A 24,959-nucleotide genomic window follows, 5' to 3' on the forward strand; every position below is an offset into this window, starting at 1 on the left:
GATGAAATTATATTATTTAAAAGGATCTTGTTCTACGGTGCCACATATTGCATTGGAATGGATTGGTCAACCTTATCAAGCCGTTGAAGTCAGTCGAGAGGCCATTAAACAAGCGGATTATTTAGCCTTAAATCCACAGGGTTCAGTGCCATTGTTGGTGGACGGTGATTTTGCCTTATCACAAAATGTGGCTATTTTAACCTACTTGGATAATTTACATCCCGAGGCCAAAATTTTCGGCAGTAAAACGGTGCAAGATAAAGCCAAAGCCACCAAATGGTTAGCCTTTTGTAATGCAGATATTCACCCTCTCTTTAGTCGCATTTTTAATGTGCCAGTCTACTTGAAAGAGAATGAGGACTTAGTGAAACAATATCGTCAAGAATTGGCAGAAAAATTATTGCGTTTATATGCCATTGCGGACGATTATTTGAGCCAACATCAGTATTTTGGCGAACAAATTTCCGTGGCGGATGTGTATTTTTATATTACGTTACGCTGGTGCCAAGTCATTGGCTTGGATTACAGCCATTTACGCCATGTGACCGCACATTATCAACGTGTTGGGCAAAATGCCGGCGTGCAATCGGTGCTTAAACAACAAGGATTACCTGCCTAATGCCAAGTTTACGTCATTATCATACCTTTGCTATTGACGCACAGGCAAAAAGTATTGTAGAAATCACCGCACTTGAGCAATTTTCACCTGCTTGGGCAGCAGCAAAAGCGGAAGATCAGCCCGTCTTGTTATTAGGCGAAGGCAGCAATGTGCTGTTTGTTCAAGATTTTAACGGCACCCTGTTAGTCAATCGGTTAACAGGCATTGAACATAAACAGGATAATGACTTTCATTATTTACACGTTGCGGGTGGGGAAAATTGGCACAAATTGGTGCAGTGGTCGTTACAACAAGGGATTCAAGGGCTAGAAAATTTAGCCTTAATTCCAGGCTGTGCGGGTTCGGCACCGGTGCAGAATATCGGCGCCTATGGTGTGGAATTTAAAGATGTGTGCGATTATGTCGACGTGTTGGACTTGGCGCAAAATCAGGTATTTCGTTTAAGCGTCGCAGACTGTGGTTTTGGCTATCGTCATTCCGTCTTTAAACAACAATATGCCAAGGGTTTTGTGGTGGTGGCTGTGGGATTAAAATTGGCGAAAAACTGGCAACCTGTCTTGAAATATGGTTCTTTAGCCAATCTTGATGTGAACAGGGTGACGGCACAACAGATTTTTGACGAAGTGTGTGCGGTGCGTCAAGCCAAGTTACCCGACCCAAAACAAACGGGTAATGCTGGCAGTTTCTTTAAAAACCCGGTGGTCACCGCACGTCAGTTCCAAGATTTACAAGCAGAATACCCTACCATTCCTCATTACCCACAAGCCGATGGTTTTGTGAAATTAGCGGCGGGTTGGTTGATCGATCAAGCGGGGTTAAAAGGTTATCAAATCGGTGGCGCCATGGTACATCAACAGCAAGCCTTGGTGTTAGTGAATACGGGGAACGCCACCAGTTCAGATGTGGTGGAATTAGCCCATCATATTCGTCAAGCGGTGGCGGCTAAATTTGATGTGTATCTTTCGCCAGAAGTGCGTTTTATCGGAGAAAATGGCGAAGTCAATGCGGATAATGTGATTAGTTAGGCACCGTCGGATTACCCATGAAAAACCCTGTCAATTTGACAGGGTTTTTTTGAAGAAAGCATATTATTCGCAATTAAGCATTTACTTCATCTTTTAATGCTTTACCGGCAACGAATGCAGGTACTTTTGAGGCTTTGATTTTGATTTCCGCACCAGTTTGTGGGTTGCGACCTGTACGAGCTTTACGTGCGTTTACTTTGAATGTACCAAAACCAATTAATTGTACTGGGTCGCCTGCTTTTAAACTACCAGAAATGGCTGCTAAAGTTGCTTCTAATGCAGCTTTGGCATCTTTTTTAGTTAATTTGGCTTCTGTTGCAATTGCATCGATTAAATCTGTTTTGTTCATGATTGAATACCTTATTAATGTTTTATTAAATGTTTCGGTAAAGCCTTTGTTTACCAGATTCAGTAACTGTAAGTACAGCACGCATAGAGTAAACAAAGTTTGCCCGAAAGCAAAGCACTATTTTACAAATTTGTGGCAAAGATCACATTATTGAGTGATTTCTATACCAATATTTGAGATTTTACTGCTTCGAATCTCGTTTTTGAGGTCTAAAATGAGATCAACATCCCGTTCTTCGCATTCTTTCAAGGTGCGGAAGATCTGCCATTGCACATCTAATTCTTGCTCAATTTCCACCGCACTTTTTAATTCTGTTTCGGATAATTCTCGCTCTTGTTCAGTTTCTAACAGGGTGGCGACGGTTTGCAAAGATAATTGGCTGATTTTGATACTTTGTTCTAAATTTTCACCGGCAATAATGGCGTGCAACAAATCGCCCAATCCCTCCGCTGCGTCCAAGGCAGGCACTACGCCAAAAAAGTCATAATCGTTGACATCAGGAATAATTTCTTCCAACTTTTCTAATTGGTTTTCAAAATTGATTTTCGCCCCTTTGACGGTTAAATATTCCCAGACTAAATTGAGGATATTTTGATAGGTTTTTGCCTTGTCCGGTTGTTCGGTCACTTGGCAAAACAACTGAAAATTCGGCCACATGCGTTCACATAAGCACGCCATAAAGGTTAAATGTTGCCAAGTTTCAAAGTGTTCAAGGCGTTTTTGAATGGGGTTTCGCATAACCGTTCCTTTTATTGGTGATAAGGTTTGGAATACTGATGAATGGCGTCCACCAGCACTTTTGGGCTTTCTACCGGTACATCTTGATGAATGCCGTGCCCGAGATTAAATACGTGTCCAGAACCCTGTCCAAAGTCGGCCAAAATAGACCGCACTTCTTGCTCAATCCGTTCGGGTGAGGCATAAAGCACGCTAGGGTCAATATTGCCTTGCAACGCCACTTTATGCCCTACTTGGGCTTTGGCTTTGGCAAGATCTACTGTCCAATCTAAGCCAATGGCATCACAGCCTGTATTTGCAATTTGTTCTAACCACAAGCCGCCACCTTTGGTAAACAAGGTTACCGGCACTTTGCGACCGTCATTTTCTCGAATCAGACCGTCTACGATTTTGTGCATATACTGCAAGGAAAAATCCACATAATCCCGATGAGCGAGTACGCCGCCCCAAGTGTCAAACACCATAACTGATTGTGCGCCAGCTTTGATTTGGGCGTTTAAATAGAGAATAACGCTGTCCGCGACTTTATCCAATAGTTGATGTAATAATTGCGGTTCGGTATACAACATTTTTTTGATTTTAGTAAAGGCTTTGCTTGAACCGCCCTCTACCATATAGGTTGCTAACGTCCACGGGCTGCCCGAGAAACCAATTAACGGTACCTCGCCTTTCAGCTCACGGCGAATAGTTCGCACGGCATTCATCACATATTGTAATTCCACTTCTGGATCAGGAATTGGCAAATTTTGCACCGCACTTTGGCTGTCAATCGGGCGGGAAAATTTCGGCCCTTCGCCAACGCCAAAACTTAACCCTAAGCCCATGGCATCAGGGATAGTCAAAATATCGGAAAACAAAATCGCTGCATCTAAATCATAACGGCGCAAGGGTTGTAAGGTCACTTCGCAGGCTAAATCTGCATTACGGCAGAGTGACATAAAATCCCCCGCCTCTGCTCGAGTGGCTTTGTATTCGGGTAAATATCGCCCCGCTTGGCGCATGAGCCACACGGGGGTGTAATCCACGGGTTCACGCAATAGAGCTTTTAAATAACGGTCATTTTTTAATGTTGACATGGATTATTCCTAATTATAAATTCGTTTTGGTTCTCACCCACAAATCCGCATATTTCACAAAGGTAGAATGGGCGGATAACACCGCTAATAAAAAGCCTTGTTTGCCGTCTAAGAAACCAGCTTTGAGCAAATACATTTTCACAAAGCAACCTAAAGCGTGGGTTACGCCATCAAACAGACTGGCGGTTTTGCCTTGGGCTTGACGTTGTTCCGCCCAGGCTTTGGCGTAGCCGGCGGATTTAACTAAATAATGATGCACATTTTTGTAGGTGAAATGGGCTAAATCGCCGTTGAGTTTTTCGACTTTGGCGGCGGCGGGGTAATGCACACGTTCATGCACTAACTCATCGCCATATTTGGCGTAGGCCGTTTGATATAAGCGTACCACATAATCGGGATACCAACCTGAATGGCGGATTTCACGACCGAACACAGTACTTAAACGGTTAATTTGATACACCGTATTTTCTGCATTATTTTGCACCGCAGTTTGAATGGATTGCGCTAATTCGGGGCTAACTCGTTCATCAGCATCCAACCATAATACATAGTCGCAGGTAACATATTGTTGGGCGATTTGGCGTTGTTTGCCAAAACCTTGCCAATCGGTATTAGAATAAAATTTTGCGCCGTAGGATTGGGCAATTTCTTGCGTATTGTCCGTGCTACCGCTATCCAAAATCACAATTTCATCCGCCCAATCTTTGACGGTGTCTAAACATTGTGCCAAATCTTGGCTTTCATTTTTCACAATCATGGCAACAGCGATCGTCGGCATAAGCATTCTCTTGTTATCGATAAAAAATTTTCATTATTCTAACCGCACTTTCTAGCAAAACCAACTAAATATCGCTATAATCGGTGTGTTTATTTATATTCATTTAACAAAAGGAAGATTAACATGGGCTTAGAAAGCGTTCCAGCAGGTAAAGCGCTACCTGACGATATTTATGTAGTAATTGAAATTCCGGCAAATTCCGATCCAATCAAATACGAAGTGGACAAAGAAACGGGGACATTATTTGTTGACCGTTTTATGGCAACCGCCATGTTCTACCCCGCCAACTATGGCTATGTGAACAACACCTTATCTTCTGACGGCGATCCAGTAGATGTGTTAGTGCCAACACCATATCCATTACAACCGGGTTCGGTGATTCGTTGCCGTCCAGTGGGTGTGTTAAAAATGACTGATGAGGCGGGTGGTGATGCGAAAGTCGTTGCCGTGCCACATACCAAATTAAGCAAAGAATACGATCACATTCAAGATGTGGGTGACTTACCGGCGTTATTAAAAGCCCAAATCCAACACTTCTTCGAAAGCTATAAAGCACTTGAAGCAGGAAAATGGGTGAAAGTCGAAGGCTGGGGCGATGTGAACGAGGCTCGCCAAGAGATTTTAGACTCCTTTGAGCGTGCGAAAAAATAATCCAATAGAGATGCCGTCTTACCTGGGTAAGGCGGTATTTTTTTATCAGATCAGTGGGGAATTTTATGCTAAAACGTAAATTGATCGTGACTTGCCTTGCGACCACTATGTTAGTGAGTTGCGCCACCAGTACGGAAATAAACCAACAATCTGAAACTCAATATGCACAAATCCTTGCACAAGCGAAACAAAAAGGCATATTGGATACCAGTTCAACCACCTCTAAACGGGTACACAAGATTTTTCGTGTAATGCAACCCTATGCGGAACGAGAAAATAACACCGGCACCAAATTTAACTGGCAAATTGCGGTGGTGAAAAATACTGAGCTGAATGCTTGGGCAATGCCTGGTGGAAAAATGATGTTCTATACGGGATTGGTGGATAAATTAGCTTTAACTGATGATGAAATTGCCACCGTGATGGGGCATGAAATGGCCCATGCGTTAAAAGAACATGGTAAATCCTCACGGAATTTTGGCGTATTTACTGCCGTATTAGGCACCGCAGTCGAACTTGGGGCGAGCGCTGCACTGGGTGTTGACTTGCAAGGTTTAGGGAGCGGCACAGTAGATTTAATCACCAACAAGCCTTATTCCCGTAGCCATGAAACGGAAGCTGATGAAGTCGGTATTATGCTGATGGCAAAATCCGGTTATAATCCACAAGCAGCGCCAAAACTTTGGCAAAAAATGCAGGCACAAGGCGGTTCAAGTAAAGTCGCCAGTCTGTTCTCCACTCACCCAAGTGATGAAGAACGTCAAGCGAACTTACAACGTTTATTGCCACAAGCCATGGAAGTGTATAAACAGAAAAAATAACCGACGGTATGTTGACAGGGCTAATGTGAGTTAGCCCTCGTTATTCTGTTTTTTCCTCTTTTTTCACTTCGTCCCATAAAATATCCATTTCTATTAAATTACTTTGCGCAAAAGTTTTGCCTTGCTGTGTTAGTTTTTGTTCCACTGCTCGAAAACGTCGTTCAAATTTATGGTTAGCTTGACGTAGGCTTTCTTCCGCCTGACATTTCAAATGACGGCTCAAATTGACCGTGGCAAATAACAGATCACCTACTTCTTCTTGGATTTTCGTCTGATCTAAGTGCGGTTGATTTAATTCTTGTTTTACTTCTTCTAACTCTTCTTGCACTTTGTTGAGTACATCCTGAAGTTCCGTCCAATCAAAGCCCACTTTGGCGCATTTTTTCTGTAATTTTTCCGCACGCAACAAGGCTGGAAAGGCATGAGGGACATTATCCAAAATGGACTGCTGTTTTCCCTCGGCTGATTTTTCTTGTGCTTTCATGGCATTCCAATTCGCCAGTGCCTCTTGTTCATTGCGAGCCGATTGATCACCAAAGACATGTGGGTGACGGCGGATAATTTTCTGGCAAACCTCATTAACCACATCTTCAAAGGTGAATTTCCCGTCCTCTTTGGCGAGTTGGCTAAAAAACACCACTTGCAATAATAAATCCCCTAATTCTTCCCGTAGATTGGTCACATCCCCTTGCTCAATGGCCTCCACAGTTTCATAGGTTTCCTCAAGTAAACAAGGGATCATAGAATGGTAATTTTGTTTAAGATCCCATGGGCAACCGCCATGAGGATTGCGTAATTTAGCGATAAGTTGTACAAAATCATCAATAGTATGGGACATAGTTTTTCCTTATTGGCGGATAGATTGGCATATCATAATAAAATTTTGATCTTTTTTCAAAATTGTGATCTAGTACACATTTTTTGTTTAAAAGAGATGTTAATATACGCCTAAATAATCCATTTAACCCGAGAAATTAAGGAGGGAATTATGTATAAACATATTTTAGTTGCCGTCGATCTTTCAGATGAAAGCCCAAGATTGGTGAAAAAAGCCGCCTCTATTGCAGAGCGCCACAATGCTAAATTGTCGATTATTCACGTTGATGTCAATTTCTCCGATCTTTATACGGGGTTAATTGATGTAAATATGACTTCTATGCAAGATCGTATTTCCAGTGAAACACAGCAAGCCTTGCTACAACTCGCCGATCAAGCGGGCTATCCAATTGGTGAAAAATTAAGTGGCAGCGGTGATTTAGGTCAAGTGCTCGCTGATGCGATTGAACAATATGATGTGGATTTGCTCGTCACGGGTCATCACCAAGATTTCTGGAGTAAATTAATGTCCTCTACGCGTCAATTAATGAATACCGTTACCATTGATATGTTAGTGGTGCCGTTAAAAGAAGATTAATTTAACCAGTTGAAATAATTCAACATAAATGAAATCTGCAATATGTCGAGTTTTATATGTAAACTCGTAGTGTTGCAGATTTTGTCTTTTCACAATACATTTCCGCACAAATATCAAAAAAGTGCGGTGATTTTTCGATAAATTTTCCCAACAACATTTATATGGAGATTATGCTTATCCATACACAATGTCTAATTCGTATGGATAACCCTATTCCATACTGGTTTGCTGTTGGTTGTATCTCTCTGCAATAAATCTATAATACGCTTTATTGAAAGCACAACGCTTTCACATTCATTAGCAACGTTAACAATACTCACAGGAGAGCAAAATATGTCAAACATTCGTACCCTTATTAACGGTCAAGAAATCAGTGAAATTGAATTATTACGCAAAGAATTAGAGCGTGCTTATATTGCCTTAGATTTAATCAAAACCAAACTCGGACACGAGGGCGTGGATAAAATCTTACAAGAAGAAATGCACGAGATGGACGTGAAATTCCAACAATTCGCTGACACTTGCGATGGCGAATTAGTGTTAAGCCAAGCCTTAATGCAAGTGGATGGTTTAAAAGCGGAAGATTTCTTAAAATGTTTCCGTACATTCAGCGAACAAACCAACTGGAAAGCGAATCCAGAACATTATATGATTAAAGACACCGAGGGCGGTAACCGTCGCATTATTGAAACTGTCGGTTGTTGGGATAAGCCAGTGAATTTAATCGGTAAATTCTATCCGAATATTGACAACGCCCCCGCACAGGCAAAAGCCATTCGTGATGAGGCAAAATATCCCTATGTGAACTATATTTCTTGTCCAATTCGTGAGGGCGATCATTCAACCGCAGTCGCCGCATTCCACCAGTTCCGCAACACGGAAACAGGTTGTGAAGTGTTGTTAGGTGTATTTATGCCAAAAGGCGTGGATCAAGAAATGATTGAGGGACACAAATGGCATTTAGGCATTGAATGGCGTAACTGGGCAAGAATGGCGTTAGAGCAAGTCGCGAAAGAACAGGCCTAATAGATGAAATGATCGTACTAAAGTGCGGTCATTTTTTCACAAGATTTTATAAACGAGGATACATAATGAAATTCACCAAAACTTTTGCAATTTTAACCGCACTTTTCACCGCATCCAGCGCCATGGCGGCGCCAGCCTATGTGATCGGGGAAGTCAATGTGACCAACCAAGCGGGCATGAAAGAATACCGTGCAGGTTTTATGGATAGCTTAAAACCTTACGGCGGTAAAGTGATCGTCAAAGCGACCAAACCTGAAATGATGGAAGGCGATGCCAACGGTGTGATGAGCATTATCGAATTTGAAAGTGCGGAACAAGCCCGAGCTTGGTACAACTCTGATTTCTACCAAAAAATTAACAAAAGTCGCAAAGCGAGTAGCACATCTCGTGTGTTAATCGTAGAAGCGGTAGAGGCAAAATAAGGAGTACATCATGATGAATTTTTACCGTCACAACTGGTATAACGTGGGTATGGTGTTGTTTATTTTACTCGCCTATTACCTCGCCCTTTGGGGACACAGTCAACTAAGTGAAATCCAAGTGATTTTAACCCTGAGTTGGATGGCAATGTTAGTGCATCAGTTTGAAGAATATGCGTATCCAGGTGGTTTCCCAAGTATTTTTAATATCGGCCTGCTCGGCAATCACGGCGACGATTACAACCGTTACCCCACCAATGCAAATTTGGTGATGATTAATAACGTGTTCCTTTGCTATACGTTCTACATTATTGCCATCATTTTCCCAGATTGTATTTGGTACGGGTTAATCCAAGTGTTGCAGGCTTGCTTGCAAGTGACTAATCACGGCGTGACATCATACAAATTAAAACGTTGGTACAACCCAGGTTTCGGTTCAATCTTCTTATTGAACATTCCAGTGATGATTTACTACATCTACTACATTGAAAGCCACAATTTGGTGACAAGTACAGATTATATTATCGGGATTATCGGTGGATTTGCGTCGTTGTTCGTGCTTTGGATTGGCCCAATTATGGTGCTAAAAGATCGCAACAGCCCATACCCCTATCGTGAAGATCGTATTTGGGGTTATGCTAAAGAGCGTGTGTTAGACATCAAAAACGGCAAATAACGTTTCGGGCGAATGGACAGTCTCCATTCGCTTTTTTACATTGACAGGAGAAAAAATATGGCAAAAATTAGTATTTTCGGCGGAAAAGGCATGATTGGTGCTGAAATCGCTAAATTATTTGAACGTTGTGGCAACGATGTGGACATTATCGGGCGAGATTATGACGGACATGAATTAGGCGATATTATCGTTTTAGCGGTAAAATTCCCTGATCTTGCGCCGTTAGTAGAAACGCACGGCACACATTTTGCCGGTAAAATCGTGATTGATATTGCAAACCCGATCAGCTTTGCCAATTTAGATAGCTTGCTTGTTCCACAAGGCACATCCAGTGCAGAAATCGTAGCAGAGAAACTGCCAAACAGCCAAGTTGTCAAAGGCTTTAATATCAACTTTTCAGATAGCCTTGCCAGTTGCCAAGTAAAAGGCAATCCAGCCAGTTTACTGTTTGCCAGTGACAGCGAGGAGGCCAAGCAACGGATTTTTACCGCCTTAGCGAATAGTGGTGCAAAATTGGTTGATGTCGGCAAATTACAAAAAGCCAGACTGTTGGAAAATGCGGGACTGCTATTAATTAATCTCGCTGTGAGCGGGCAAATTCAGCGAGACGGCGGATTGGTCATTCTTTAAATATCGGAAAAAAGCAACGCACTTTTAAAGGTGCGTTTCTTTTTTATTTTCTTTCTACCGCAATATCCAAGGTATTTTGCCACAAATCCATAATTTTCTTTGCATCTGGTTTTTGATTTTTTTCAAAGAAAAAACGGATCGCCGTTAAAAAGGAGTGAGCGAAAAGTAAGGATTGTAACGGCAAATCGGTTTCACTGATACTTTTCCCCTCAGCCAACTGGACAAAGGATTTTTGGAACATTTTTATCATATCCTCAAACAAATGATGACGAGGCGTATGCACTTTCCAGAGCGCAAGCAATACATGGCGTAGTTCATACCATTTCGGCATGGCGGTTTCAAAAAATTGAGTTAAATCGTTCGCTTGTTGACGCAGTTCAATGAGTTGTTTAATTTCTGCTTTTAAATCATCCATCATTTTTCCAACCAAATCATCTTTACCTGAATAATAGGTGTAAAAGGTAGAACGATTCACCATGGCAAGATCTAAAATATCTTGCACATTAATGTCATGGTAATTCTTTTGATTCAGTAATTCGATAAGCGCATTACGGATTAATTTATGGCTACGAATAATGCGTAAATCGGTTTTTGGATGGGCCATTACATTCTTTCCTTAAGCTAAGATAATAAAATAATACTCCAAAATTCCCATTTTAAACAAGGTAAAATAAAAATATTCTCTCTTGATTATTTCACCATTTTCATTATTTCCTCATACACCAAAGGCAATTCCGTCACCCCTTGTCTATCCAAAAAATGGCGATAATCTGACACTTCAATATAATCCGCTTGTAAATTTTTCGCTAAATTTCGTGTAAATTGGACATTTACTACATCATCATCCTCCGATGCTATCACCACACGTTTTGGGATTTGCTGAATAAGTGCGGTGAAATCTAGCGGAGTTTTATTGAAATCGTCGAGTTCGGGTAAATTCGGTAATTTTTCCACAAAACCAGAGACTAAAATAATGCCCCCAATTTGCGTTTTTGCTTGTTGCAGAAAACGTAAGGTCGCAATACAACCCAAACTATGCCCGATAAAATAGCAATGTTGATCAAGCTGAGGAATATGTTGTTGATGAAATTCAAGCCATTGTTGTGGATCGGGTTCGGTTGAATTGGGCATATCAAAAATGTGCGTAAAAATTTTCTGATTTTCTAACCGCACTTTGAGCCATGGAAACCAATGTTTTTGTGAATGGGCGGTGTAACCATGAGTAATATAGATTTTTTCTAGCATAAAACACCTACTTTTAAGATAAGAATTCGCATTTTTTTAGATTTTTACCTATTTTTTGTTGACTAAACAGCATTTTCGTTTATATTTCGAGTTGTTGTTTAATTCACATTAATTATAAGGGGGTAGAATGAGTAATTCTACAAAACGTGAAACTTTTTCTGGACGCAGAGCGTTCATTCTTGCCGCCATTGGTTCGGCGGTTGGCTTGGGAAACATTTGGCGTTTCCCGTACACAACTTATGAAAACGGGGGCGGTGCGTTCATTATACCTTATTTGATCGCTTTATTAACCGCAGGTATTCCATTATTATTCTTAGACTATGCCATTGGTCATCGCCATCGTGGTGGTGCGCCATTGTCTTATCGCCGTTTCAGTAAACATTTTGAAACTTTCGGTTGGTGGCAAGTGATGGTCAACGTCATTATCGGGATCTACTATGCGGTAGTACTCGGTTGGGCAGCAACCTATACCTACTTCTCATTCACCAAAGCCTGGGGCGAAAAACCCGTTGATTTCTTCGTGGGTGAATTCCTCAAAATGGGGGATGTCGCACAAGGGGTAAGTTTTGAATTTGTCGGCATGGTCGTTGGGCCGTTAATTGCGGTTTGGATTGTTGCCTTGTTAGTCCTTGCTTTAGGCGTACAAAAAGGGATTGCGAAAAGTTCTTCTATTTTAATGCCAATACTGGTGGTGATGTTCTTGGTGTTAGTGGTTTCAGCGTTATTCCTACCGGGGGCAACAAAAGGTTTAGATGCGTTATTTACGCCTGATTGGTCAAAACTTTCCGACCCGAGTGTGTGGATTGCGGCCTATGGACAAATCTTCTTCTCGTTATCTATCTGTTTCGGGATCATGATTACTTACGCCTCTTACTTGAAAAAAGATTCCGACCTTACGGGTTCAGGTTTAGTGGTGGGTTTTGCTAACTCAAGTTTTGAACTTCTAGCCGGTATCGGGGTGTTTGCAGCATTGGGCTTTATGGCGACCGCAGAAGGTCAACAAGTGAGTGAAGTGGCGAAAGGCGGGATTGGTTTAGCGTTCTTTGCGTTCCCAACCATTATTAATGAGGCGCCATTTGGTCAAGTGATTGGGGTGTTATTCTTTGGTTCCTTAACCTTTGCAGCGTTAACCTCTTTTATCTCCGTTATTGAAGTTATTATCTCCGCCGTACAAGATAAATTACGCATTGGCCGTGCCAAAGTCACATTTATTGTGGGTTTACCAATGATGGTGGTATCCGTCGTCTTATTCGGTACCACAACAGGCTTACCAATGCTGGATGTGATGGATAAATTTGTGAACTACTTCGGTATTGTGGCCGTTGCCTTTGTGTCATTAATTGCTATTGTAGCCAATGAAAAATTAGGCGTGCTAGGTAATCATTTAAATGAAACCTCTTCATTCAAAGTGGGCTTTGTATGGCGTCTTTGTATCGTGATCACCACAGGTATTTTGGCCTTTATGTTGTTAAGTGAAGGGGCTAAAGTATTCAGTGAGGGGTACGAGGGTTATCCAAGTTGGTTCGTGAATACCTTTGGTTGGGGGATGGCGATTTTGTTAGTCGTCGTGTCTATCTTGCTTTCTCGCTTAAAATGGAAAGATGAAGTCTTAGCCGAACACCACTCACAAGAGGGAGAATAAAAATGAGTACAAGTGCAATTTTAATGATGATTGTCGCCCTGAGCATTATTTGGGGTGGCTTATTGGTAGCGCTTTATATTTTACCAAAAGATTAATCTATCACAGTTAAAAGAAAGCACCGCACTGAGATTAAAGTGCGGTGCTTTTTTGTTGAAGAGTTAAATAATCCGTGAAAATTGCTGTCTTCTGGCTTGTTGGCGAGAATAGGTGTCAAAACAGAGGCAAATATTCCGAATTAGCAAGCGGCCTGTAGACGACACTTGAATGCCTTGTTCAGTAATTTGTACTAAGTGATCTTCTACTAATGGGGCTAATAATGCCAAATCTTCGGCAAAATGCGTTTTGAAGTCAATGTGATATTGTTGCTCAATCGTCGCAAAATCCAGTTTGAAATTACAGATCAAGGCTTTAATTACATCTCGACGTAAGCAATCTTCTTGGCTTAAGACTAAGCCTTTATGTAAGGCAATGCCGGTGCTATCCACATCGGCATAATAACGTTTAATTTCCTTTTGGTTTTGCGCATAAGTATCGCCTAACAAACTGATGGCGGACACGCCTAAGCCTAACAAATCACATTCTTCTTGGGTGGTGTAGCCCTGAAAATTGCGGTGTAAAATACCGTTATTTTGGGCTATGGCTAATTCATCATCGGGTTTGGCGAAGTGATCCATACCAATAAATTTATAGCCTGCATTGCCTAAGGTTTCAATGGTTTTTTGTAAAATCTGGAGTTTGGTTTCTGGCGCCGGTAATTGGTGATCTTTAATTTTCGCTTGGCCCGCAAAGCGTGCGGGTAAGTGCGCATAATTAAACACGCTTAAACGATCAGGATTGAGTTCAATCACTTTTTGCAAGGTGAACATAAAACTGTCCACGTTTTGCAACGGTAGACCATAAATCAAATCTAAGTTAGTAGACTGAAAACCCAGTTCTCTGGCTCGCTCCAATAACGCACGAATGAAGTCTTCATCTTGTTCACGATTCACCGCTTTTTGCACGTCTTTATTGAAATCTTGCACGCCCATACTAATGCGGTTAAAACCGATTTTACGCAAATGGGCCAACATGGCGAGCTCGATTTCACGAGGATCCATTTCAATCGAAATTTCCGCATTGTCGGCGATCTTGAAGTGATCTTGCAGCATTTGCATTAAACGTGCCGATTGTTCCTCACTTAAATATGTCGGTGTGCCACCGCCCCAGTGAATTTGGGTCACTAAACGGTGCTGAAATAAGGCCGCACGGGTTTTGATTTCCTGTTCCACATAATCTAAGTAAATATCCGCTTTGTGCTGATGGCGAGTAATCACTTTATTACAGCCACAGAAATAGCACAGCTTGTGACAGAATGGAATATGCACATACAACGACAAGGGGCGTTCTGGATAACGCGCCGCTGCCGCCTGAAAATCTTCCTCAGTATAGCTTTCACTAAATTCCAATGCCGTTGGATAGGAGGTGTAACGTGGTCCGGAATGGTTATATTTTTGGATGAGATCCTGATCCCAAGTAATGTCACTCATGGCTATTTTATGTCTTCCAATAATTGTGCTAAATCGGTTTTGATTTGCGTTTCTAATTCCACTTCTTTACTTTCACGTTGTAAATCTAAACGCATACGTTCATTCTTTTTCAAGGTTTTGCGAGCCTCATGGGTGGGCATATCCTGTACGATTTCATACAGTTGCCACATGGCAGCATAATCCACCAAGCGTTTTTGGCCGAGCGGATCGAGCAACATTTTTAACCGAATGACGCCCTCGGAATGATTGCAGTCGCCGTTTAACATGGCTTTTGCGATAATGGTAATGCTGTCTTTCAAGCGTCGCATACGAGCTTGCTTGGCTTGCGCAAATAAACGTTTTTGTTGGCGTAATTGTCGTAGCAAATGCACCGTGTAAATGGCCATGGCAATTACAATGGCCGCACCAATAATCAGTAAAATCGTTGTCATTATCTAAACTGGTTAATATCCATTTTCTCAAAAGTGCGGTATAAATCTTCCTCACTTTCCTCTTCTTCATCAAGGCCGAGTTCAGCCATTAATTGTGCGATACGATCTAGGCATTCATCGACAAATTTTTGATCTTCTGCATGTAATACTTTACCCGCCTCCAGTTGATCCAATAACTCATTCAGACATTCGTTATTTTCCAACTGTTCCAGTTCTAACATCGGGTCAAGCGCGGTGATTTTTTGCTCTGTTTTTAACGGTGGAATCACTTTCCCTTGTTCTGGCTTGTTCACAAATTCCACAATTAATGGCACTTTTTTACGGCTGCCAATACGAGGATCTTTTGCTGTTTGGCTTTGTGCTGTGTTGTTGTTTTCCGTTGCGCTATGACGAGAACCTGTCGCTAAACCTTTGTGCTTGCGTTTACGTTTTTCATCACGGGCTTTGGCATCCAGTTCATAACGGGATAATTTCTTGCCAAACAACGGTTTTTCCGGTTTTTTATCGGATTTACGAATTGGCATAGCGTCCGTCACTCGACGGGATTTCTTTTCTCTTGACATCGTTTTTTCTTCATAAAATAAAATTTGTGCGATTGTACCATAAAAAGCGAAAGGGCGTTGAAAAACGCCCAAAAAGCACCGCACTTTTGTGATTTACAACCAACCTTTGCGTTTAAAATACAAATAGGGCGAAATGGCGGCGACGATCATCATACCGATTGCCATCGGATAACCATATTCAAAATGTAACTCTGGCATAAATTCAAAGTTCATACCGTAAGTGGAGGCAACCAGCGTAGCGGGTAAGAACATCACGGACACCACCGAGAAGAATTTCATGATTTTATTCTGCTCAATATTGATATAACCCATGGCCGCTTGCATTAAGAAGTTGACCTTTTGAAATAAAGATTCATTATGCGGTTGCAAGGATTCAATATCTCGTAAAATCTCCCGAGCCTGTTCTAACTGAGTGGCAGGCAAGCGTGTTTTTCGTACCAAAAAACTCAAGGCACGTTGCGTATCCATTAAGCACAAACGCACTTTGGAACTGGTATCTTCTTGCTCTGTCAAGGTGCCTAAGGCTTCATCAAAGGCTTTGCCTTGCTTGCCCTCTAAGATCACCCGACTTAATCGTTCTAACTCGGAATAAACGGTTTCAATCACGTCCGCTAATTGCTCAATTTTGGTTTCGATTAAATCGAGCAGCACTTCGTAAGCGTTACATTCTTCTAAGCGTTGATAACGGGAACGCATACGATAAAGTCGGAATGCAGGCAGTTCACGATCTCGCAAGGTGAACAAACGGCCGTCACGAATGGTAAAGGCCACGGAGGCGAGATCCGCATAATCATCTTCATCTTCACAATAGAAGAATGAGTGCAAATGCAAGCCGTCCTCATCTTCAAAAAAACGGGCGGACGCCTCAATGTCTTCTAATTCCAAGAAACTCGCCAAATTTTGATCGAGGCTTTGCTGCAAGGTTTCACGTTCCTCAATCGACGGTTCAAGCAAGTCGATCCAGATGGCCGTGTTAAGTGCAGCGTTATCTTCGTCCTCTAAACGGGTCAAACGGGCGTTTTCAAGGGAAAATGCGTTAATCATGTTGTCATACTCCTTGTGGGATATGAACAAACGCAATGAACAAAACGATTGATTAACCTAAAACACCGATAAAGTGCGGTTAAAAAAACCATAAAAAGATACCAAAATGGTGGAAAACTTATCCACGAACTTGTCGCCGATAAGCCCAGAGAGAGGGGAAAGGCGACACTAAATGAAAATATAAAGTCGGTATCGACTGTGACTGTCCAAAGTGTGTTGCTCCAAAGTAATAAAATCGGGGCGAATGTTACCCCTGAAAGGGCATTTCGTCAAGGGTTCGTGCAAAAAATATCTAGGTGACAGTCAGTTTTTTTGTTCACAAAAGGCGAATTTTTTCAATATGGATTTGCATTCATGACTTAAGGGTTTTAATATGGGGTTGTTGAATAATGTTTTATGGAAGAAATAATATGAATAACACAAAATATTATGTTGCCCCTTTGCTGTTACTCAGCCTGACAGGCCAAGTGTGGGCCGCAGAAACAGAAAGTGATGAAAACTGGGTAGACAGTTCACATAAAACCGTTAGACAATATTTAAAAGCATGGTCGAATGATATCGACAGTTGGTTTGGTGACACCGATCCCAATAACCCGTCCAGTGCAACCTTGCGTTTGATGTTGGATAATCGTTGGAATCGTTACGATGGTTACAGCATTAAGCCACGGGTTCGTGGGAAAATTAAATTGCCCACGTTGAAACGCCGTTGGAGTTTGGTGTTTGGAGATGAATCTATTGATAATACCATGGATGATTCGGTCAACCCTGAACGTAAAGATCCACTACAAACTAAAAAATTAGATCGCAAATCCAGTCGTAATGATAACGCATCGGTGGCGTTACGTTTTTCAAAAGAGCTGAAAAACTGGGGCGGCATTGATACTGATCTTGATTTGGGGATTCGTCATGGGGCGGATATTTTCTTACGTGCCAAAGTGGGGAAAGATTGGAACTGGACAGAAACCCTGAGTTCAAGACTGGAACAAATTTACCGTTATGGCATTAATAGTAAACATTTTTTACGTTCCAACTTTGATGTTAAACATCATGAAAGTGCGCAAATCTCTAATATCAGCAGCCTTTTCCTTGAATACACACATGATAACGATGAAGAAACCTATTGGGGAAACAGTATATACCGCCAACATCGTTTTAGCGGTAATCGGGAACTTAATTATGGCATTTTTACTGGTGGTCCAATAATACATAAAAAAGCCGATTTAACCGTTTATGGACCGTTTATTAGCTGGCGTCAACCTATTTATAAACAATGGGTTTTCCTCAAACCCGAGGCGCAATACTATAATGACCGTAAGGCAGAACGTACTCACTTTGTGAATCTCTTCTTACGTTTAGAGGCGGTGTTTTAAACAAAAAATAGGGCTTGTTTGGCCCTATTTTAGTTATCGATTTTTTTCATGCTTATTTGGTTGGAAATTCCCACCAAATATCAAATAATTCACTGATTTCCACTTGTTGTAAACCGTTGCTTTCTAGCCAGTTTTTGACTAAAGTGCGGTGATTTTCATCACATTTTCCGATTTTTTCTAAACAAACTAAGCCTTCCCAATGTAAATAGCCACTGCCCTCATAAGCTAAACCATTGGCTTGAATCACTTCACGAATAAAGCGATCAACGATTTCATCCACTTTCTCAATAGCGGTTCCCTCAGCAAATTGCCAGTTGACTAAAAAGCCTAATTCTTGGAATTCTGCTAAGTGCATTTTTTTACGCTGACGTGCGTTACGTTGAATAGCCATATTTTTCTCCTATGCTATGCGAGCCTGTTAGCTCTTACTCTTTAATAAAATATAAATCCCAAACACCGTGACCAAGTTTGTGACCACGCTGTTCAAATTTCGTTAATGGGCGGAAATCGGGGCGTTCAATATAATCATTCGTCGCCGAAACATTGCGAATTCCCACCGCACTTTGCATGGATTGTAACACATCTAGCATGTGTTCGGCATAATTTTCCCAGTCGGTGGCAAAATGAATAAAGCCACCGCAGTGTAATTTAGTTGCCACGGTTTCTACAAAAGCGGCTTGAACAATGCGACGTTTATGGTGTTTCGCTTTTTGCCAAGGATCAGGGAAAAAGAGTTGTAATCCGCCCAACGAATTTTCCGCAATGCAATCACGCAAGATTTCCGTAGCGTCATGACACATGACACGTAAATTTTTCACGCCTTTTTCTAACGCATAAGCCAAACAAGCCCCCACACCGGGGGTGTGAACTTCAATGCCAAGGTAATTTTTATCGGGATTTTGAGCAGCCATTTCCACTAAAGATTTCCCCATGCCAAAGCCGATTTCTAGCACCACGGGATGATCATTGCCATAAATTTCAGCAAAATCAAAGGGCGTTTCTTGATAATCCAAGCCATAATTGGCCCAGTTATCGTTCATCATTTGGCGTTGATATTCGCTTAATCGGCCGGTGCGTAACACAAAGCTCCGCACTTTGCGTTTATAGCGTCCGTCTTCAGTAAATTCAGCGGTTTCTACGGTTTTACGTTTTTGATCGGCAAAGGTGTTTTTCTGTTCTGTCATACGGTGTTATTGAAAATAAATTTTCGGCAATTATACGGATTTAAAAGTGCGGTGCAAATTTTGATGATTTTTATGCTAAAATTCTTTTCTTTTTTACCGCACTTTAAACGAGTATGACCGCACAATCTTGTTCCACAGCTCCTTTTGCGCAAGCTGTACTGAATTGGTATCACCGATTTGGGCGCAAGCATTTGCCTTGGCAGCAGGATAAAACGCTCTACGGCGTGTGGTTGTCGGAAGTGATGTTGCAACAAACCCAAGTGGCAACGGTCATCCCTTATTTTGAGCGGTTTATCAAAACGTTCCCCACCATTACCGCACTGGCTAATGCGCCTCTTGATGAAGTGTTGCATTTGTGGACAGGCTTAGGCTATTACGCTCGTGCTAGAAATTTACACAAGGCGGCACAGCACATTCGTGATGAATATCAGGGGGAATTCCCTACCCAATTTGAGCAAGTGTTGGCTTTGTCGGGGATTGGACGAAGTACGGCGGGAGCGGTTTTATCTTCCGTTTTGAATCAGCCCTATGCGATTTTAGATGGCAATGTAAAACGTGTTTTATCTCGCTTTTTTCTTGTTGAGGGCTGGGCTGGTGATAAGAAAGTGGAAGATAAATTGTGGACGTTAAGCGAACAAGTGACACCACAAGATCAGGGGGCGGATTTTAATCAAGCCATGATGGATTTGGGGGCAATGGTTTGTACTCGTTCAAAACCGAAGTGTGATTTGTGTCCAATTAGCCAGAAGTGCGGTGCAAATTTAACAGATTCTTGGCGAGATTATCCCAATAAAAAACCGAAAAAAGCCTTGCCAGAAAAAAACAGTTATTTTTTAATTTTGGCTGACCAAGGCAAGGTATTATTAGAACCTCGAGAACTTTCAGGCCTGTGGGGTGGGTTATATTGCTTTCCACAATTTGCGACGAAAGACGATTTATTAGGTTATTTACACAAGCGGGGGATTACACAATATCAAGAATGGACGGCATTTCGGCATACGTTTAGCCATTTTCATTTAGATATTTATCCAATTTATGCGGAACTTCAGGACAAAAAATGTGACGAAGATCGCACAGATTGGAAAAAAATAGCAGAAAGTCAGGAAGAATATCAATCTTCTCTATCCAGTCGGGGGAAATATTGGTATGATCCGACCAATCCCGATCAAATTGGACTTGCTACGCCAGTCAAAAATTTATTAACCGAATTTCATAAGAGAAAATTATAATGGCTAGAACAGTATTTTGTGCTTATTTAAACCAATCAGCCGAGGGCTTAGATTTCCAGCTTTACCCTGGGGAATTAGGGAAACGTATTTTTGATAACATTAGCAAGCAAGCATGGGGCGAATGGATGAAAAAGCAAACCATGCTCGTCAATGAGAAAAAATTAAATATGATGAACGCCGAGCATCGTCAACTGCTAGAGCAAGAAATGGTGAATTTTTTGTTTGAGGGCAAAGAGGTGCATATTGAAGGCTATGTTCCACAAGCTGAATAAATGAATTATGATGAAGATTTCCTTAAAAAAATTAGCCGTGTTGGCGCTTATTCCCTTTTTGTATGCCTGTTCCTCAAGTAAAGAACGTAGCTATGACGAAACCTTGGCGAAAGATACCCATGGGTTGGATTTATTAACGGGCCAGTTTTCGCAAAATATCGACCAAATTTGGGGCGTGAAAGAGTTATTGGTGGCCAGTCGTAAAGACTATGTGAAATATACGGACAGTTATTATACTCGTAGCCATATTAGCTTTGATGAGGGGCAAATTAATATTGAAACCTTGTCTGATTTAAATCGTTTGCATAACGCCATTGTGCATACGTTGCTGATGGGATCTGATGCGAAAGGAATTGACTTATTTGCCTCGGGCGATACGCCGATCAGTACTCGCCCGTTCTTAGTAGGACAGGTCGTGAATAATTTGGGACAGCCGATTAAAGACCTGAACACGGCGAACAATTTTGCGACTTACTTGATTCAAAATAAACTGCAAAAACGCAAATTAAGCAATGGCCGTGCGGTGCAATTTGTCAGCATTCAAATGATTGCTAACCACGTTAATGTGCGGGCGAGAGCTTATATGTCCTTTATCCGTAAATCTTCACGTCAATATGGTATTGATGAAAGTCTGATTTTGGGGATCATGCAAACGGAATCCAGTTTCAACCCTTATGCGATCAGCTATGCGAATGCGTTAGGCTTAATGCAAGTGGTGCCACATACGGCGGGACGTGATATTTTCAAAATGAAAGGCTTGTCAGGTCAACCGAATAAAAGTTATTTATTCGACCCGGCGAAAAACATTGATGCGGGTACGGCTTATTTGTGGTTGTTGAAGAATGAATATCTTGCGGGTATTCAAAACCCAACTTCCATGCGTTATGCCATGATTTCTGCTTATAACAGTGGCGCAGGTGCCGTGTTGCGAGTGTTTAGCCGTGATAAAGACGAGGCGATTTACCAAATTAACCGTATGCAACCGGAACAGGTATACCGTATTCTCACCACGGCACATCCATCATCACAAGCACGTAATTACTTGCTGAAAGTGGATAAAGCGCAACAAAGTTACCGCCGTGTGAAATAATCTTAGCCCCGTACGAAGTGCGGGGTTTTTTCTAACCATTTTTGCATATTAAACAAGCAAACAGATAAAATTTAGATTTTTTTGTAAAATAACAGTTGACCGAAAGGCCTAAATACGGTTTAATACGCCCCGTGTTGACGCATAAGCGTTACGCCTCGATAGCTCAGTCGGTAGAGCAGGGGATTGAAAATCCCCGTGTCGGTGGTTCGATTCCGCCTCGAGGCACCATCTTTTCCTCCTTAGTTCAGTCGGTAGAACGGTGGACTGTTAATCCATATGTCGCAGGTTCGAGTCCCGCAGGAGGAGCCATATTTAGAAACCCTGATGATTGTAAAAGTCATCAGGGTTTTCGCTTATTTAGCGAAAATTAAAAATCAAGAAGGGTATCCCATGTTAAGCTATCGCCATAGTTTTCACGCCGGCAATCACGCCGATGTTCTCAAACATCTTGTGCAAATGTTGATCATTGAAAATCTGCAACAAAAGGACAAAGGGTTTTATTATTTAGACACCCATGCAGGCGTGGGGAAATACCGTTTATTTAGCGAACAATCGGAAAAAACCGCTGAATATTTAGAGGGCATTGCCAGACTTTGGGAACAACAAGAGTTGCCTGAAGAAGTCCAACGCTATATTAATTTGATTAAAAAACTCAACTACGGTGGCAAAGAGTTACGTTATTATGCGGGTTCTCCGTTTATTGCGGCCTTAATGTTACGTCCACAAGATCGGGCATTATTCACCGAATTACACCCCGCTGATTATCCGTTATTGCGTAATACATTCAAAAATGACGACAATATTGCGACCAAGCGAGATGATGGTTTCCAACAACTGAAAGCGACCTTGCCACCCAAAGAACGTCGTGGTTTAGTCTTAATCGACCCACCTTATGAATTAAAAGAAGATTATGATCTGGTAGTGCAAGCCATTGTAGAAGGCTATAAACGTTTTGCCACCGGTATTTATGCCATTTGGTATCCTGTGGTGTTGCGCCAACAAAGCAAACGCATGATTAAAGGATTGGAGGCCACCGGCATTCGTAAAATTTTACAAATTGAACTCGCCGTGCGTCCCGATAGTGATCAACGTGGCATGACCGCCAGTGGCATGATTGTCATCAATCCACCATGGCAATTAGAAAGCCAAATGAAAAACGTCTTACCGTATTTGGTCAAGACTTTGGTACCTGAGGGAACGGGGAGCTACAAGGTGACTTGGATTACGCCAGAGTAAACATTTTCTTCCGATTTTGCCTTAAAATCGCTATACTATAAGGCATTTAATCGTTTACTTTTAGGCATAACCTTATGCTCCGTTGGCTCTATACGTTGGCAATGTATGTGTTGCAACCGTTTCTGTTACTTTTTATGTGGGGGCGCAGTATCAAATCCCCTAATTACCGCAAGCGTCTTTGGGAACGCTACGGGTTATTTTATGCGCCATCAAGCCAACCACGTCCGCATGGAATTGTGATTCATGCCGCCTCGGTGGGTGAGGTGATTGCCGCCACGCCGTTGGTTCGTCAAATTCAAGCAGAATACCCGCAGTTACCCATTACCATGACCACGGTGACCCCCACCGGATCCGCCCGAGTGAAAGCCGCCTTTGGGGACAGTGTACGCCATTTTTATTTACCCTATGATTTACCTGGTGCGGTAAAACGTTTTATTCAGTTTGTGCAACCCAAAGCCTGCATTGTGATTGAAACGGAAATTTGGCCAACCTTAATTCATCAACTCAAATTACGCCATATTCCCTTTATTGTGGCTAATGCACGCTTATCTGCCCGCTCTGCCAGACGTTATGCTTGGGCAAAGAATCGGATTAAAAATGTGTTAAATGAAATTAGCCTGATTGCGCCGCAAGACAGCATTAGCGGACAGCGTTATACGGAATTAGGCTACCGAGGCCGCTTAGAATTAACGGGCAATATTAAATATGATTTAGTAATTTCCGAAGAATTGTTAAATAATATCCAACAATTACAAACAGACTGGATTGGTCAACGGCCCGTTTGGATTGCGGGCAGCACCCATGAGGGTGAAGAAGAAATCGTGTTGCAAGCGCACCGCACTTTATTACAACAATTCCCAGATTTATTGTTAATTTTAGCGCCTCGTCACCCCGAACGCTTTAATTCCGTGGCTAATCTAATTGAAAAACATGATTTTCGTTATTGTCGTCGCAGCAATCAAGTCGCACCAAGTTCACAAATTCAAATTTTATTAGGCGACACCATGGGCGAATTGATGTTGATGTATGGCGTGTCTGATGTGGCTTTTGTGGGCGGCAGTTTAGTTAAACATGGCGGACATAATCCGCTCGAACCTTTGGCGTTTAAATTGCCTGTGATTAGTGGTGTGCATGTGTTTAATTTTCCTGAAGTGTTTTTGAAATTGGAATATGTGCTAGGTGTACTCAAAGTGAAGTCAGAACCTAAAATATTGGCTCGGGCCGTGAGTAAATTTTTACGTTCCCCAAAATTACGTCAACGTTTTGGTCAGGCGGGTTATGAAGTGTTAGTGGAAAATCGAGGCGCCTTAAAACGGCTGATTGGCTTATTGCGCCCGTATTTAGAACAGCAATCTGACACTGCAACACAACAAACGGAGAAATAAAATGGCTCGAGTGATTTACCCTGGCACCTTTGATCCAATTACTAACGGGCATGTGGATATTATTGAGCGAAGTGCGGTGCTTTTTTCCGAGGTTATTGTGGCCGTGGCTGCCAGCCCCTCTAAAAAACCGTTATTTGAGTTGGAGCAACGTGTTCAATTAGCGCAACAATCCGTCGCCCACGTGCCGAATGTTCGAGTGATTGGGTTTGCCGATTTATTGGCCAATGTGGTGCAACAACAGGCTATTCAAGCCATTATTCGAGGTGTACGCAGTACCACGGATTTTGAATATGAATTGCAATTAGCCCATTTAAATAAAACGCTGGCTAACGGCGTAGAAAGCCTGTTTTTACCGCCAAGTGAGCAATGGGCCTATGTTTCTTCGACTATCGTACGAGAAATTTATTTGCATGGTGGCAATGTGGAGAAATTTGTTCCTGCGCCAGTTCTTTCGGCATTATTAAAAACTGTGAAAAAATAAGCACAAAAGTCATTCAATAAAAGTAAAATTTGTGCCACA

Annotated in this window: 31 protein-coding genes and 2 tRNA genes; 20 read left to right on the forward strand and 13 right to left on the reverse strand. The window is 41.9% G+C overall.

What is annotated here, in order from left to right:
* Position 1 precedes the first annotated feature (1 nt).
* Together ACTG7X_RS02855 and murB are read left to right on the forward strand one after the other, a co-directional pair.
* A complete protein-coding gene (locus ACTG7X_RS02855) occupies positions 2-619 on the forward strand; it encodes a glutathione S-transferase family protein (RefSeq protein ID WP_439257024.1) in 618 nt (205 codons plus the stop codon).
* Positions 619-1,644, forward strand: a complete 1,026-nt coding sequence (gene murB, locus ACTG7X_RS02860) for a UDP-N-acetylmuramate dehydrogenase (protein WP_439257025.1) — start codon at positions 619-621, stop codon at positions 1,642-1,644. Before ACTG7X_RS02855 ends, murB begins: the two co-directional genes overlap by 1 nt.
* Positions 1,645-1,717: 73 nt before the next feature.
* Here murB and ACTG7X_RS02865 read toward each other — a convergent pair whose 3' ends face one another.
* The 4 genes from ACTG7X_RS02865 to ACTG7X_RS02880 all read right to left on the reverse strand — a co-directional run bounded on the left by ACTG7X_RS02865 (position 1,718) and on the right by ACTG7X_RS02880 (position 4,585).
* Entirely contained in the window at positions 1,718-2,050 is a 333-nt protein-coding gene (locus tag ACTG7X_RS02865; RefSeq protein WP_439257076.1) for an HU family DNA-binding protein, read from the reverse strand.
* A gap of 90 nt (positions 2,051-2,140) precedes the next feature.
* A complete protein-coding gene (locus tag ACTG7X_RS02870) occupies positions 2,141-2,731 on the reverse strand; it encodes a YjaG family protein (protein ID WP_439257026.1) in 591 nt (196 codons plus the stop codon).
* Positions 2,732-2,742: 11 nt separating this feature from the next.
* Entirely contained in the window at positions 2,743-3,807 is a 1,065-nt protein-coding gene (gene hemE / locus ACTG7X_RS02875) for a uroporphyrinogen decarboxylase (protein WP_439257027.1), read from the reverse strand.
* 13 nt (positions 3,808-3,820) lie between these two features.
* Positions 3,821-4,585, reverse strand: coding sequence for a glycosyltransferase family 2 protein (locus ACTG7X_RS02880; protein ID WP_439257029.1), 765 nt, complete (start codon positions 4,583-4,585; stop codon positions 3,821-3,823).
* 123 nt (positions 4,586-4,708) lie between these two features.
* Here ACTG7X_RS02880 and ppa point away from each other — a divergent pair, with 123 nt between their 5' ends.
* Entirely contained in the window at positions 4,709-5,236 is a 528-nt protein-coding gene (ppa, locus tag ACTG7X_RS02885; protein WP_439243264.1) for an inorganic diphosphatase, read from the forward strand.
* 65 nt (positions 5,237-5,301) lie between these two features.
* Entirely contained in the window at positions 5,302-6,057 is a 756-nt protein-coding gene (locus tag ACTG7X_RS02890) for a M48 family metallopeptidase (RefSeq protein ID WP_439257030.1), read from the forward strand.
* A gap of 40 nt (positions 6,058-6,097) precedes the next feature.
* Here the strand turns inward: ACTG7X_RS02890 and mazG are convergent, their stop codons facing one another.
* Positions 6,098-6,895 (reverse strand): nucleoside triphosphate pyrophosphohydrolase, encoded by a 798-nt coding sequence (mazG, locus tag ACTG7X_RS02895; RefSeq protein WP_439257031.1) that lies wholly within the window; start codon positions 6,893-6,895, stop codon positions 6,098-6,100.
* 150 nt (positions 6,896-7,045) lie between these two features.
* Between mazG and uspA the strand changes: the two genes are divergently transcribed.
* From uspA to ACTG7X_RS02920, 5 genes are all read left to right on the forward strand, one after another.
* Positions 7,046-7,471, forward strand: a complete 426-nt coding sequence (uspA, locus tag ACTG7X_RS02900) for a universal stress protein UspA (protein WP_439243258.1) — start codon at positions 7,046-7,048, stop codon at positions 7,469-7,471.
* Positions 7,472-7,804: 333 nt separating this feature from the next.
* On the forward strand, positions 7,805-8,497 hold the full coding sequence (locus ACTG7X_RS02905) for a hypothetical protein (protein ID WP_439257033.1): 693 nt from the start codon (positions 7,805-7,807) through the stop codon (positions 8,495-8,497).
* Between the two features lie 65 nt (positions 8,498-8,562).
* Positions 8,563-8,919, forward strand: a complete 357-nt coding sequence (locus ACTG7X_RS02910; RefSeq protein ID WP_439257034.1) for a DUF1330 domain-containing protein — start codon at positions 8,563-8,565, stop codon at positions 8,917-8,919.
* Between the two features lie 10 nt (positions 8,920-8,929).
* Positions 8,930-9,592, forward strand: coding sequence for an HXXEE domain-containing protein (locus ACTG7X_RS02915; protein WP_439243252.1), 663 nt, complete (start codon positions 8,930-8,932; stop codon positions 9,590-9,592).
* A gap of 57 nt (positions 9,593-9,649) precedes the next feature.
* Positions 9,650-10,222 carry an NADPH-dependent F420 reductase gene (locus ACTG7X_RS02920; RefSeq protein ID WP_439257035.1) on the forward strand — a complete coding sequence of 191 codons (573 nt, stop codon included), beginning with the start codon at positions 9,650-9,652 and terminating at the stop codon, positions 10,220-10,222.
* A 43-nt stretch (positions 10,223-10,265) separates the two neighbouring features.
* On the opposite strand, the gene ACTG7X_RS02925 is transcribed toward ACTG7X_RS02920, so the two are convergent.
* The gene (locus tag ACTG7X_RS02925) at positions 10,266-10,826 is read right to left on the reverse strand and encodes a TetR/AcrR family transcriptional regulator (protein WP_439257036.1); all 561 of its coding nucleotides are present in this window, start codon (positions 10,824-10,826) and stop codon (positions 10,266-10,268) included.
* Between the two features lie 86 nt (positions 10,827-10,912).
* Entirely contained in the window at positions 10,913-11,467 is a 555-nt protein-coding gene (locus ACTG7X_RS02930) for an RBBP9/YdeN family alpha/beta hydrolase (protein WP_439257037.1), read from the reverse strand.
* A gap of 127 nt (positions 11,468-11,594) precedes the next feature.
* Between ACTG7X_RS02930 and ACTG7X_RS02935 the strand changes: the two genes are divergently transcribed.
* Positions 11,595-13,109 carry a sodium-dependent transporter gene (locus ACTG7X_RS02935; protein WP_439243244.1) on the forward strand — a complete coding sequence of 505 codons (1,515 nt, stop codon included), beginning with the start codon at positions 11,595-11,597 and terminating at the stop codon, positions 13,107-13,109.
* A gap of 2 nt (positions 13,110-13,111) precedes the next feature.
* Positions 13,112-13,204, forward strand: a complete 93-nt coding sequence (locus ACTG7X_RS02940; RefSeq protein ID WP_439243242.1) for a methionine/alanine import family NSS transporter small subunit — start codon at positions 13,112-13,114, stop codon at positions 13,202-13,204.
* 63 nt (positions 13,205-13,267) lie between these two features.
* Here the strand turns inward: ACTG7X_RS02940 and hemN are convergent, their stop codons facing one another.
* The 4 genes from hemN to corA all read right to left on the reverse strand — a co-directional run bounded on the left by hemN (position 13,268) and on the right by corA (position 16,673).
* Positions 13,268-14,635: an oxygen-independent coproporphyrinogen III oxidase gene (gene hemN / locus ACTG7X_RS02945; RefSeq protein WP_439257038.1), complete on the reverse strand. Its 1,368-nt coding sequence runs from the start codon at positions 14,633-14,635 to the stop codon at positions 13,268-13,270.
* Positions 14,636-14,637: 2 nt separating this feature from the next.
* A complete protein-coding gene (locus ACTG7X_RS02950) occupies positions 14,638-15,069 on the reverse strand; it encodes a DUF2489 domain-containing protein (RefSeq protein WP_439243296.1) in 432 nt (143 codons plus the stop codon).
* Entirely contained in the window at positions 15,066-15,629 is a 564-nt protein-coding gene (gene yihI, locus ACTG7X_RS02955; RefSeq protein WP_439257039.1) for a Der GTPase-activating protein YihI, read from the reverse strand. Before yihI ends, ACTG7X_RS02950 begins: the two co-directional genes overlap by 4 nt.
* A 93-nt stretch (positions 15,630-15,722) precedes the next feature.
* Entirely contained in the window at positions 15,723-16,673 is a 951-nt protein-coding gene (gene corA / locus ACTG7X_RS02960) for a magnesium/cobalt transporter CorA (protein WP_439243235.1), read from the reverse strand.
* A 410-nt stretch (positions 16,674-17,083) separates the two neighbouring features.
* Here corA and ACTG7X_RS02965 point away from each other — a divergent pair, with 410 nt between their 5' ends.
* Entirely contained in the window at positions 17,084-18,043 is a 960-nt protein-coding gene (locus ACTG7X_RS02965; RefSeq protein WP_439257040.1) for a hypothetical protein, read from the forward strand.
* A gap of 52 nt (positions 18,044-18,095) precedes the next feature.
* Here the strand turns inward: ACTG7X_RS02965 and ACTG7X_RS02970 are convergent, their stop codons facing one another.
* Together ACTG7X_RS02970 and trmB are read right to left on the reverse strand one after the other, a co-directional pair.
* Complete coding sequence (locus ACTG7X_RS02970) at positions 18,096-18,434, reverse strand: YggL family protein (protein WP_439243231.1); 339 nt, start codon at positions 18,432-18,434, stop codon at positions 18,096-18,098.
* 34 nt (positions 18,435-18,468) lie between these two features.
* Positions 18,469-19,227 (reverse strand): tRNA (guanosine(46)-N7)-methyltransferase TrmB, encoded by a 759-nt coding sequence (trmB, locus tag ACTG7X_RS02975; protein WP_439257041.1) that lies wholly within the window; start codon positions 19,225-19,227, stop codon positions 18,469-18,471.
* Positions 19,228-19,340: 113 nt separating this feature from the next.
* Here trmB and mutY point away from each other — a divergent pair, with 113 nt between their 5' ends.
* The 8 genes from mutY (at position 19,341) to coaD (ending at position 24,920) form a co-directional block, all read left to right on the forward strand.
* Positions 19,341-20,456, forward strand: coding sequence for an A/G-specific adenine glycosylase (gene mutY / locus ACTG7X_RS02980; RefSeq protein ID WP_439257043.1), 1,116 nt, complete (start codon positions 19,341-19,343; stop codon positions 20,454-20,456).
* Entirely contained in the window at positions 20,456-20,728 is a 273-nt protein-coding gene (locus tag ACTG7X_RS02985; protein ID WP_439257045.1) for an oxidative damage protection protein, read from the forward strand. The genes mutY and ACTG7X_RS02985 overlap by 1 nt, the downstream gene beginning before the upstream one ends.
* A 10-nt stretch (positions 20,729-20,738) precedes the next feature.
* Positions 20,739-21,818 carry a membrane-bound lytic murein transglycosylase MltC gene (gene mltC, locus ACTG7X_RS02990; protein ID WP_439257047.1) on the forward strand — a complete coding sequence of 360 codons (1,080 nt, stop codon included), beginning with the start codon at positions 20,739-20,741 and terminating at the stop codon, positions 21,816-21,818.
* 152 nt (positions 21,819-21,970) lie between these two features.
* Positions 21,971-22,046, forward strand: a tRNA-Phe gene (locus tag ACTG7X_RS02995).
* A 5-nt stretch (positions 22,047-22,051) separates the two neighbouring features.
* A tRNA-Asn gene (locus ACTG7X_RS03000) sits at positions 22,052-22,127 on the forward strand.
* Between the two features lie 81 nt (positions 22,128-22,208).
* Complete coding sequence (locus ACTG7X_RS03005; RefSeq protein WP_439257077.1) at positions 22,209-23,054, forward strand: 23S rRNA (adenine(2030)-N(6))-methyltransferase RlmJ; 846 nt, start codon at positions 22,209-22,211, stop codon at positions 23,052-23,054.
* Between the two features lie 74 nt (positions 23,055-23,128).
* The gene (gene waaA, locus ACTG7X_RS03010; protein ID WP_439257049.1) at positions 23,129-24,439 is read left to right on the forward strand and encodes a lipid IV(A) 3-deoxy-D-manno-octulosonic acid transferase; all 1,311 of its coding nucleotides are present in this window, start codon (positions 23,129-23,131) and stop codon (positions 24,437-24,439) included.
* 1 nt (position 24,440) lies between these two features.
* The gene (coaD, locus tag ACTG7X_RS03015; RefSeq protein WP_439243217.1) at positions 24,441-24,920 is read left to right on the forward strand and encodes a pantetheine-phosphate adenylyltransferase; all 480 of its coding nucleotides are present in this window, start codon (positions 24,441-24,443) and stop codon (positions 24,918-24,920) included.
* Positions 24,921-24,959: the final 39 nt, after the last annotated feature.

It is taken from the genome of Lonepinella sp. BR2271, from assembly GCF_051851515.1.
Classification (GTDB): Bacteria; Pseudomonadota; Gammaproteobacteria; order Enterobacterales; family Pasteurellaceae; genus Lonepinella.

Coding starts and splice junctions, on each gene's coding strand:
- mltC (WP_439257047.1), top strand. CDS start 20,739: ATGAAGATTTCCTTAAAAAAATTAGCCGTGTTGGCGCTTATTCCCTTT.
- coaD (WP_439243217.1), top strand. CDS start 24,441: ATGGCTCGAGTGATTTACCCTGGCACCTTTGATCCAATTACTAACGGG.
- ACTG7X_RS02870 (WP_439257026.1), bottom strand. CDS start 2,731: ATGCGAAACCCCATTCAAAAACGCCTTGAACACTTTGAAACTTGGCAA.
- ACTG7X_RS02920 (WP_439257035.1), top strand. CDS start 9,650: ATGGCAAAAATTAGTATTTTCGGCGGAAAAGGCATGATTGGTGCTGAA.
- ACTG7X_RS02940 (WP_439243242.1), top strand. CDS start 13,112: ATGAGTACAAGTGCAATTTTAATGATGATTGTCGCCCTGAGCATTATT.
- ACTG7X_RS02985 (WP_439257045.1), top strand. CDS start 20,456: ATGGCTAGAACAGTATTTTGTGCTTATTTAAACCAATCAGCCGAGGGC.
- ACTG7X_RS02890 (WP_439257030.1), top strand. CDS start 5,302: ATGCTAAAACGTAAATTGATCGTGACTTGCCTTGCGACCACTATGTTA.
- ACTG7X_RS02930 (WP_439257037.1), bottom strand. CDS start 11,467: ATGCTAGAAAAAATCTATATTACTCATGGTTACACCGCCCATTCACAA.
- ppa (WP_439243264.1), top strand. CDS start 4,709: ATGGGCTTAGAAAGCGTTCCAGCAGGTAAAGCGCTACCTGACGATATT.
- ACTG7X_RS02965 (WP_439257040.1), top strand. CDS start 17,084: ATGAATAACACAAAATATTATGTTGCCCCTTTGCTGTTACTCAGCCTG.
- hemN (WP_439257038.1), bottom strand. CDS start 14,635: ATGAGTGACATTACTTGGGATCAGGATCTCATCCAAAAATATAACCAT.
- mutY (WP_439257043.1), top strand. CDS start 19,341: ATGACCGCACAATCTTGTTCCACAGCTCCTTTTGCGCAAGCTGTACTG.
- waaA (WP_439257049.1), top strand. CDS start 23,129: ATGCTCCGTTGGCTCTATACGTTGGCAATGTATGTGTTGCAACCGTTT.
- ACTG7X_RS02905 (WP_439257033.1), top strand. CDS start 7,805: ATGTCAAACATTCGTACCCTTATTAACGGTCAAGAAATCAGTGAAATT.
- ACTG7X_RS03005 (WP_439257077.1), top strand. CDS start 22,209: ATGTTAAGCTATCGCCATAGTTTTCACGCCGGCAATCACGCCGATGTT.
- ACTG7X_RS02915 (WP_439243252.1), top strand. CDS start 8,930: ATGATGAATTTTTACCGTCACAACTGGTATAACGTGGGTATGGTGTTG.
- ACTG7X_RS02910 (WP_439257034.1), top strand. CDS start 8,563: ATGAAATTCACCAAAACTTTTGCAATTTTAACCGCACTTTTCACCGCA.
- ACTG7X_RS02925 (WP_439257036.1), bottom strand. CDS start 10,826: ATGGCCCATCCAAAAACCGATTTACGCATTATTCGTAGCCATAAATTA.
- hemE (WP_439257027.1), bottom strand. CDS start 3,807: ATGTCAACATTAAAAAATGACCGTTATTTAAAAGCTCTATTGCGTGAA.
- ACTG7X_RS02855 (WP_439257024.1), top strand. CDS start 2: ATGAAATTATATTATTTAAAAGGATCTTGTTCTACGGTGCCACATATT.
- corA (WP_439243235.1), bottom strand. CDS start 16,673: ATGATTAACGCATTTTCCCTTGAAAACGCCCGTTTGACCCGTTTAGAG.
- mazG (WP_439257031.1), bottom strand. CDS start 6,895: ATGTCCCATACTATTGATGATTTTGTACAACTTATCGCTAAATTACGC.
- ACTG7X_RS02935 (WP_439243244.1), top strand. CDS start 11,595: ATGAGTAATTCTACAAAACGTGAAACTTTTTCTGGACGCAGAGCGTTC.
- yihI (WP_439257039.1), bottom strand. CDS start 15,629: ATGTCAAGAGAAAAGAAATCCCGTCGAGTGACGGACGCTATGCCAATT.
- ACTG7X_RS02970 (WP_439243231.1), bottom strand. CDS start 18,434: ATGGCTATTCAACGTAACGCACGTCAGCGTAAAAAAATGCACTTAGCA.
- murB (WP_439257025.1), top strand. CDS start 619: ATGCCAAGTTTACGTCATTATCATACCTTTGCTATTGACGCACAGGCA.
- ACTG7X_RS02880 (WP_439257029.1), bottom strand. CDS start 4,585: ATGCCGACGATCGCTGTTGCCATGATTGTGAAAAATGAAAGCCAAGAT.
- uspA (WP_439243258.1), top strand. CDS start 7,046: ATGTATAAACATATTTTAGTTGCCGTCGATCTTTCAGATGAAAGCCCA.
- trmB (WP_439257041.1), bottom strand. CDS start 19,227: ATGACAGAACAGAAAAACACCTTTGCCGATCAAAAACGTAAAACCGTA.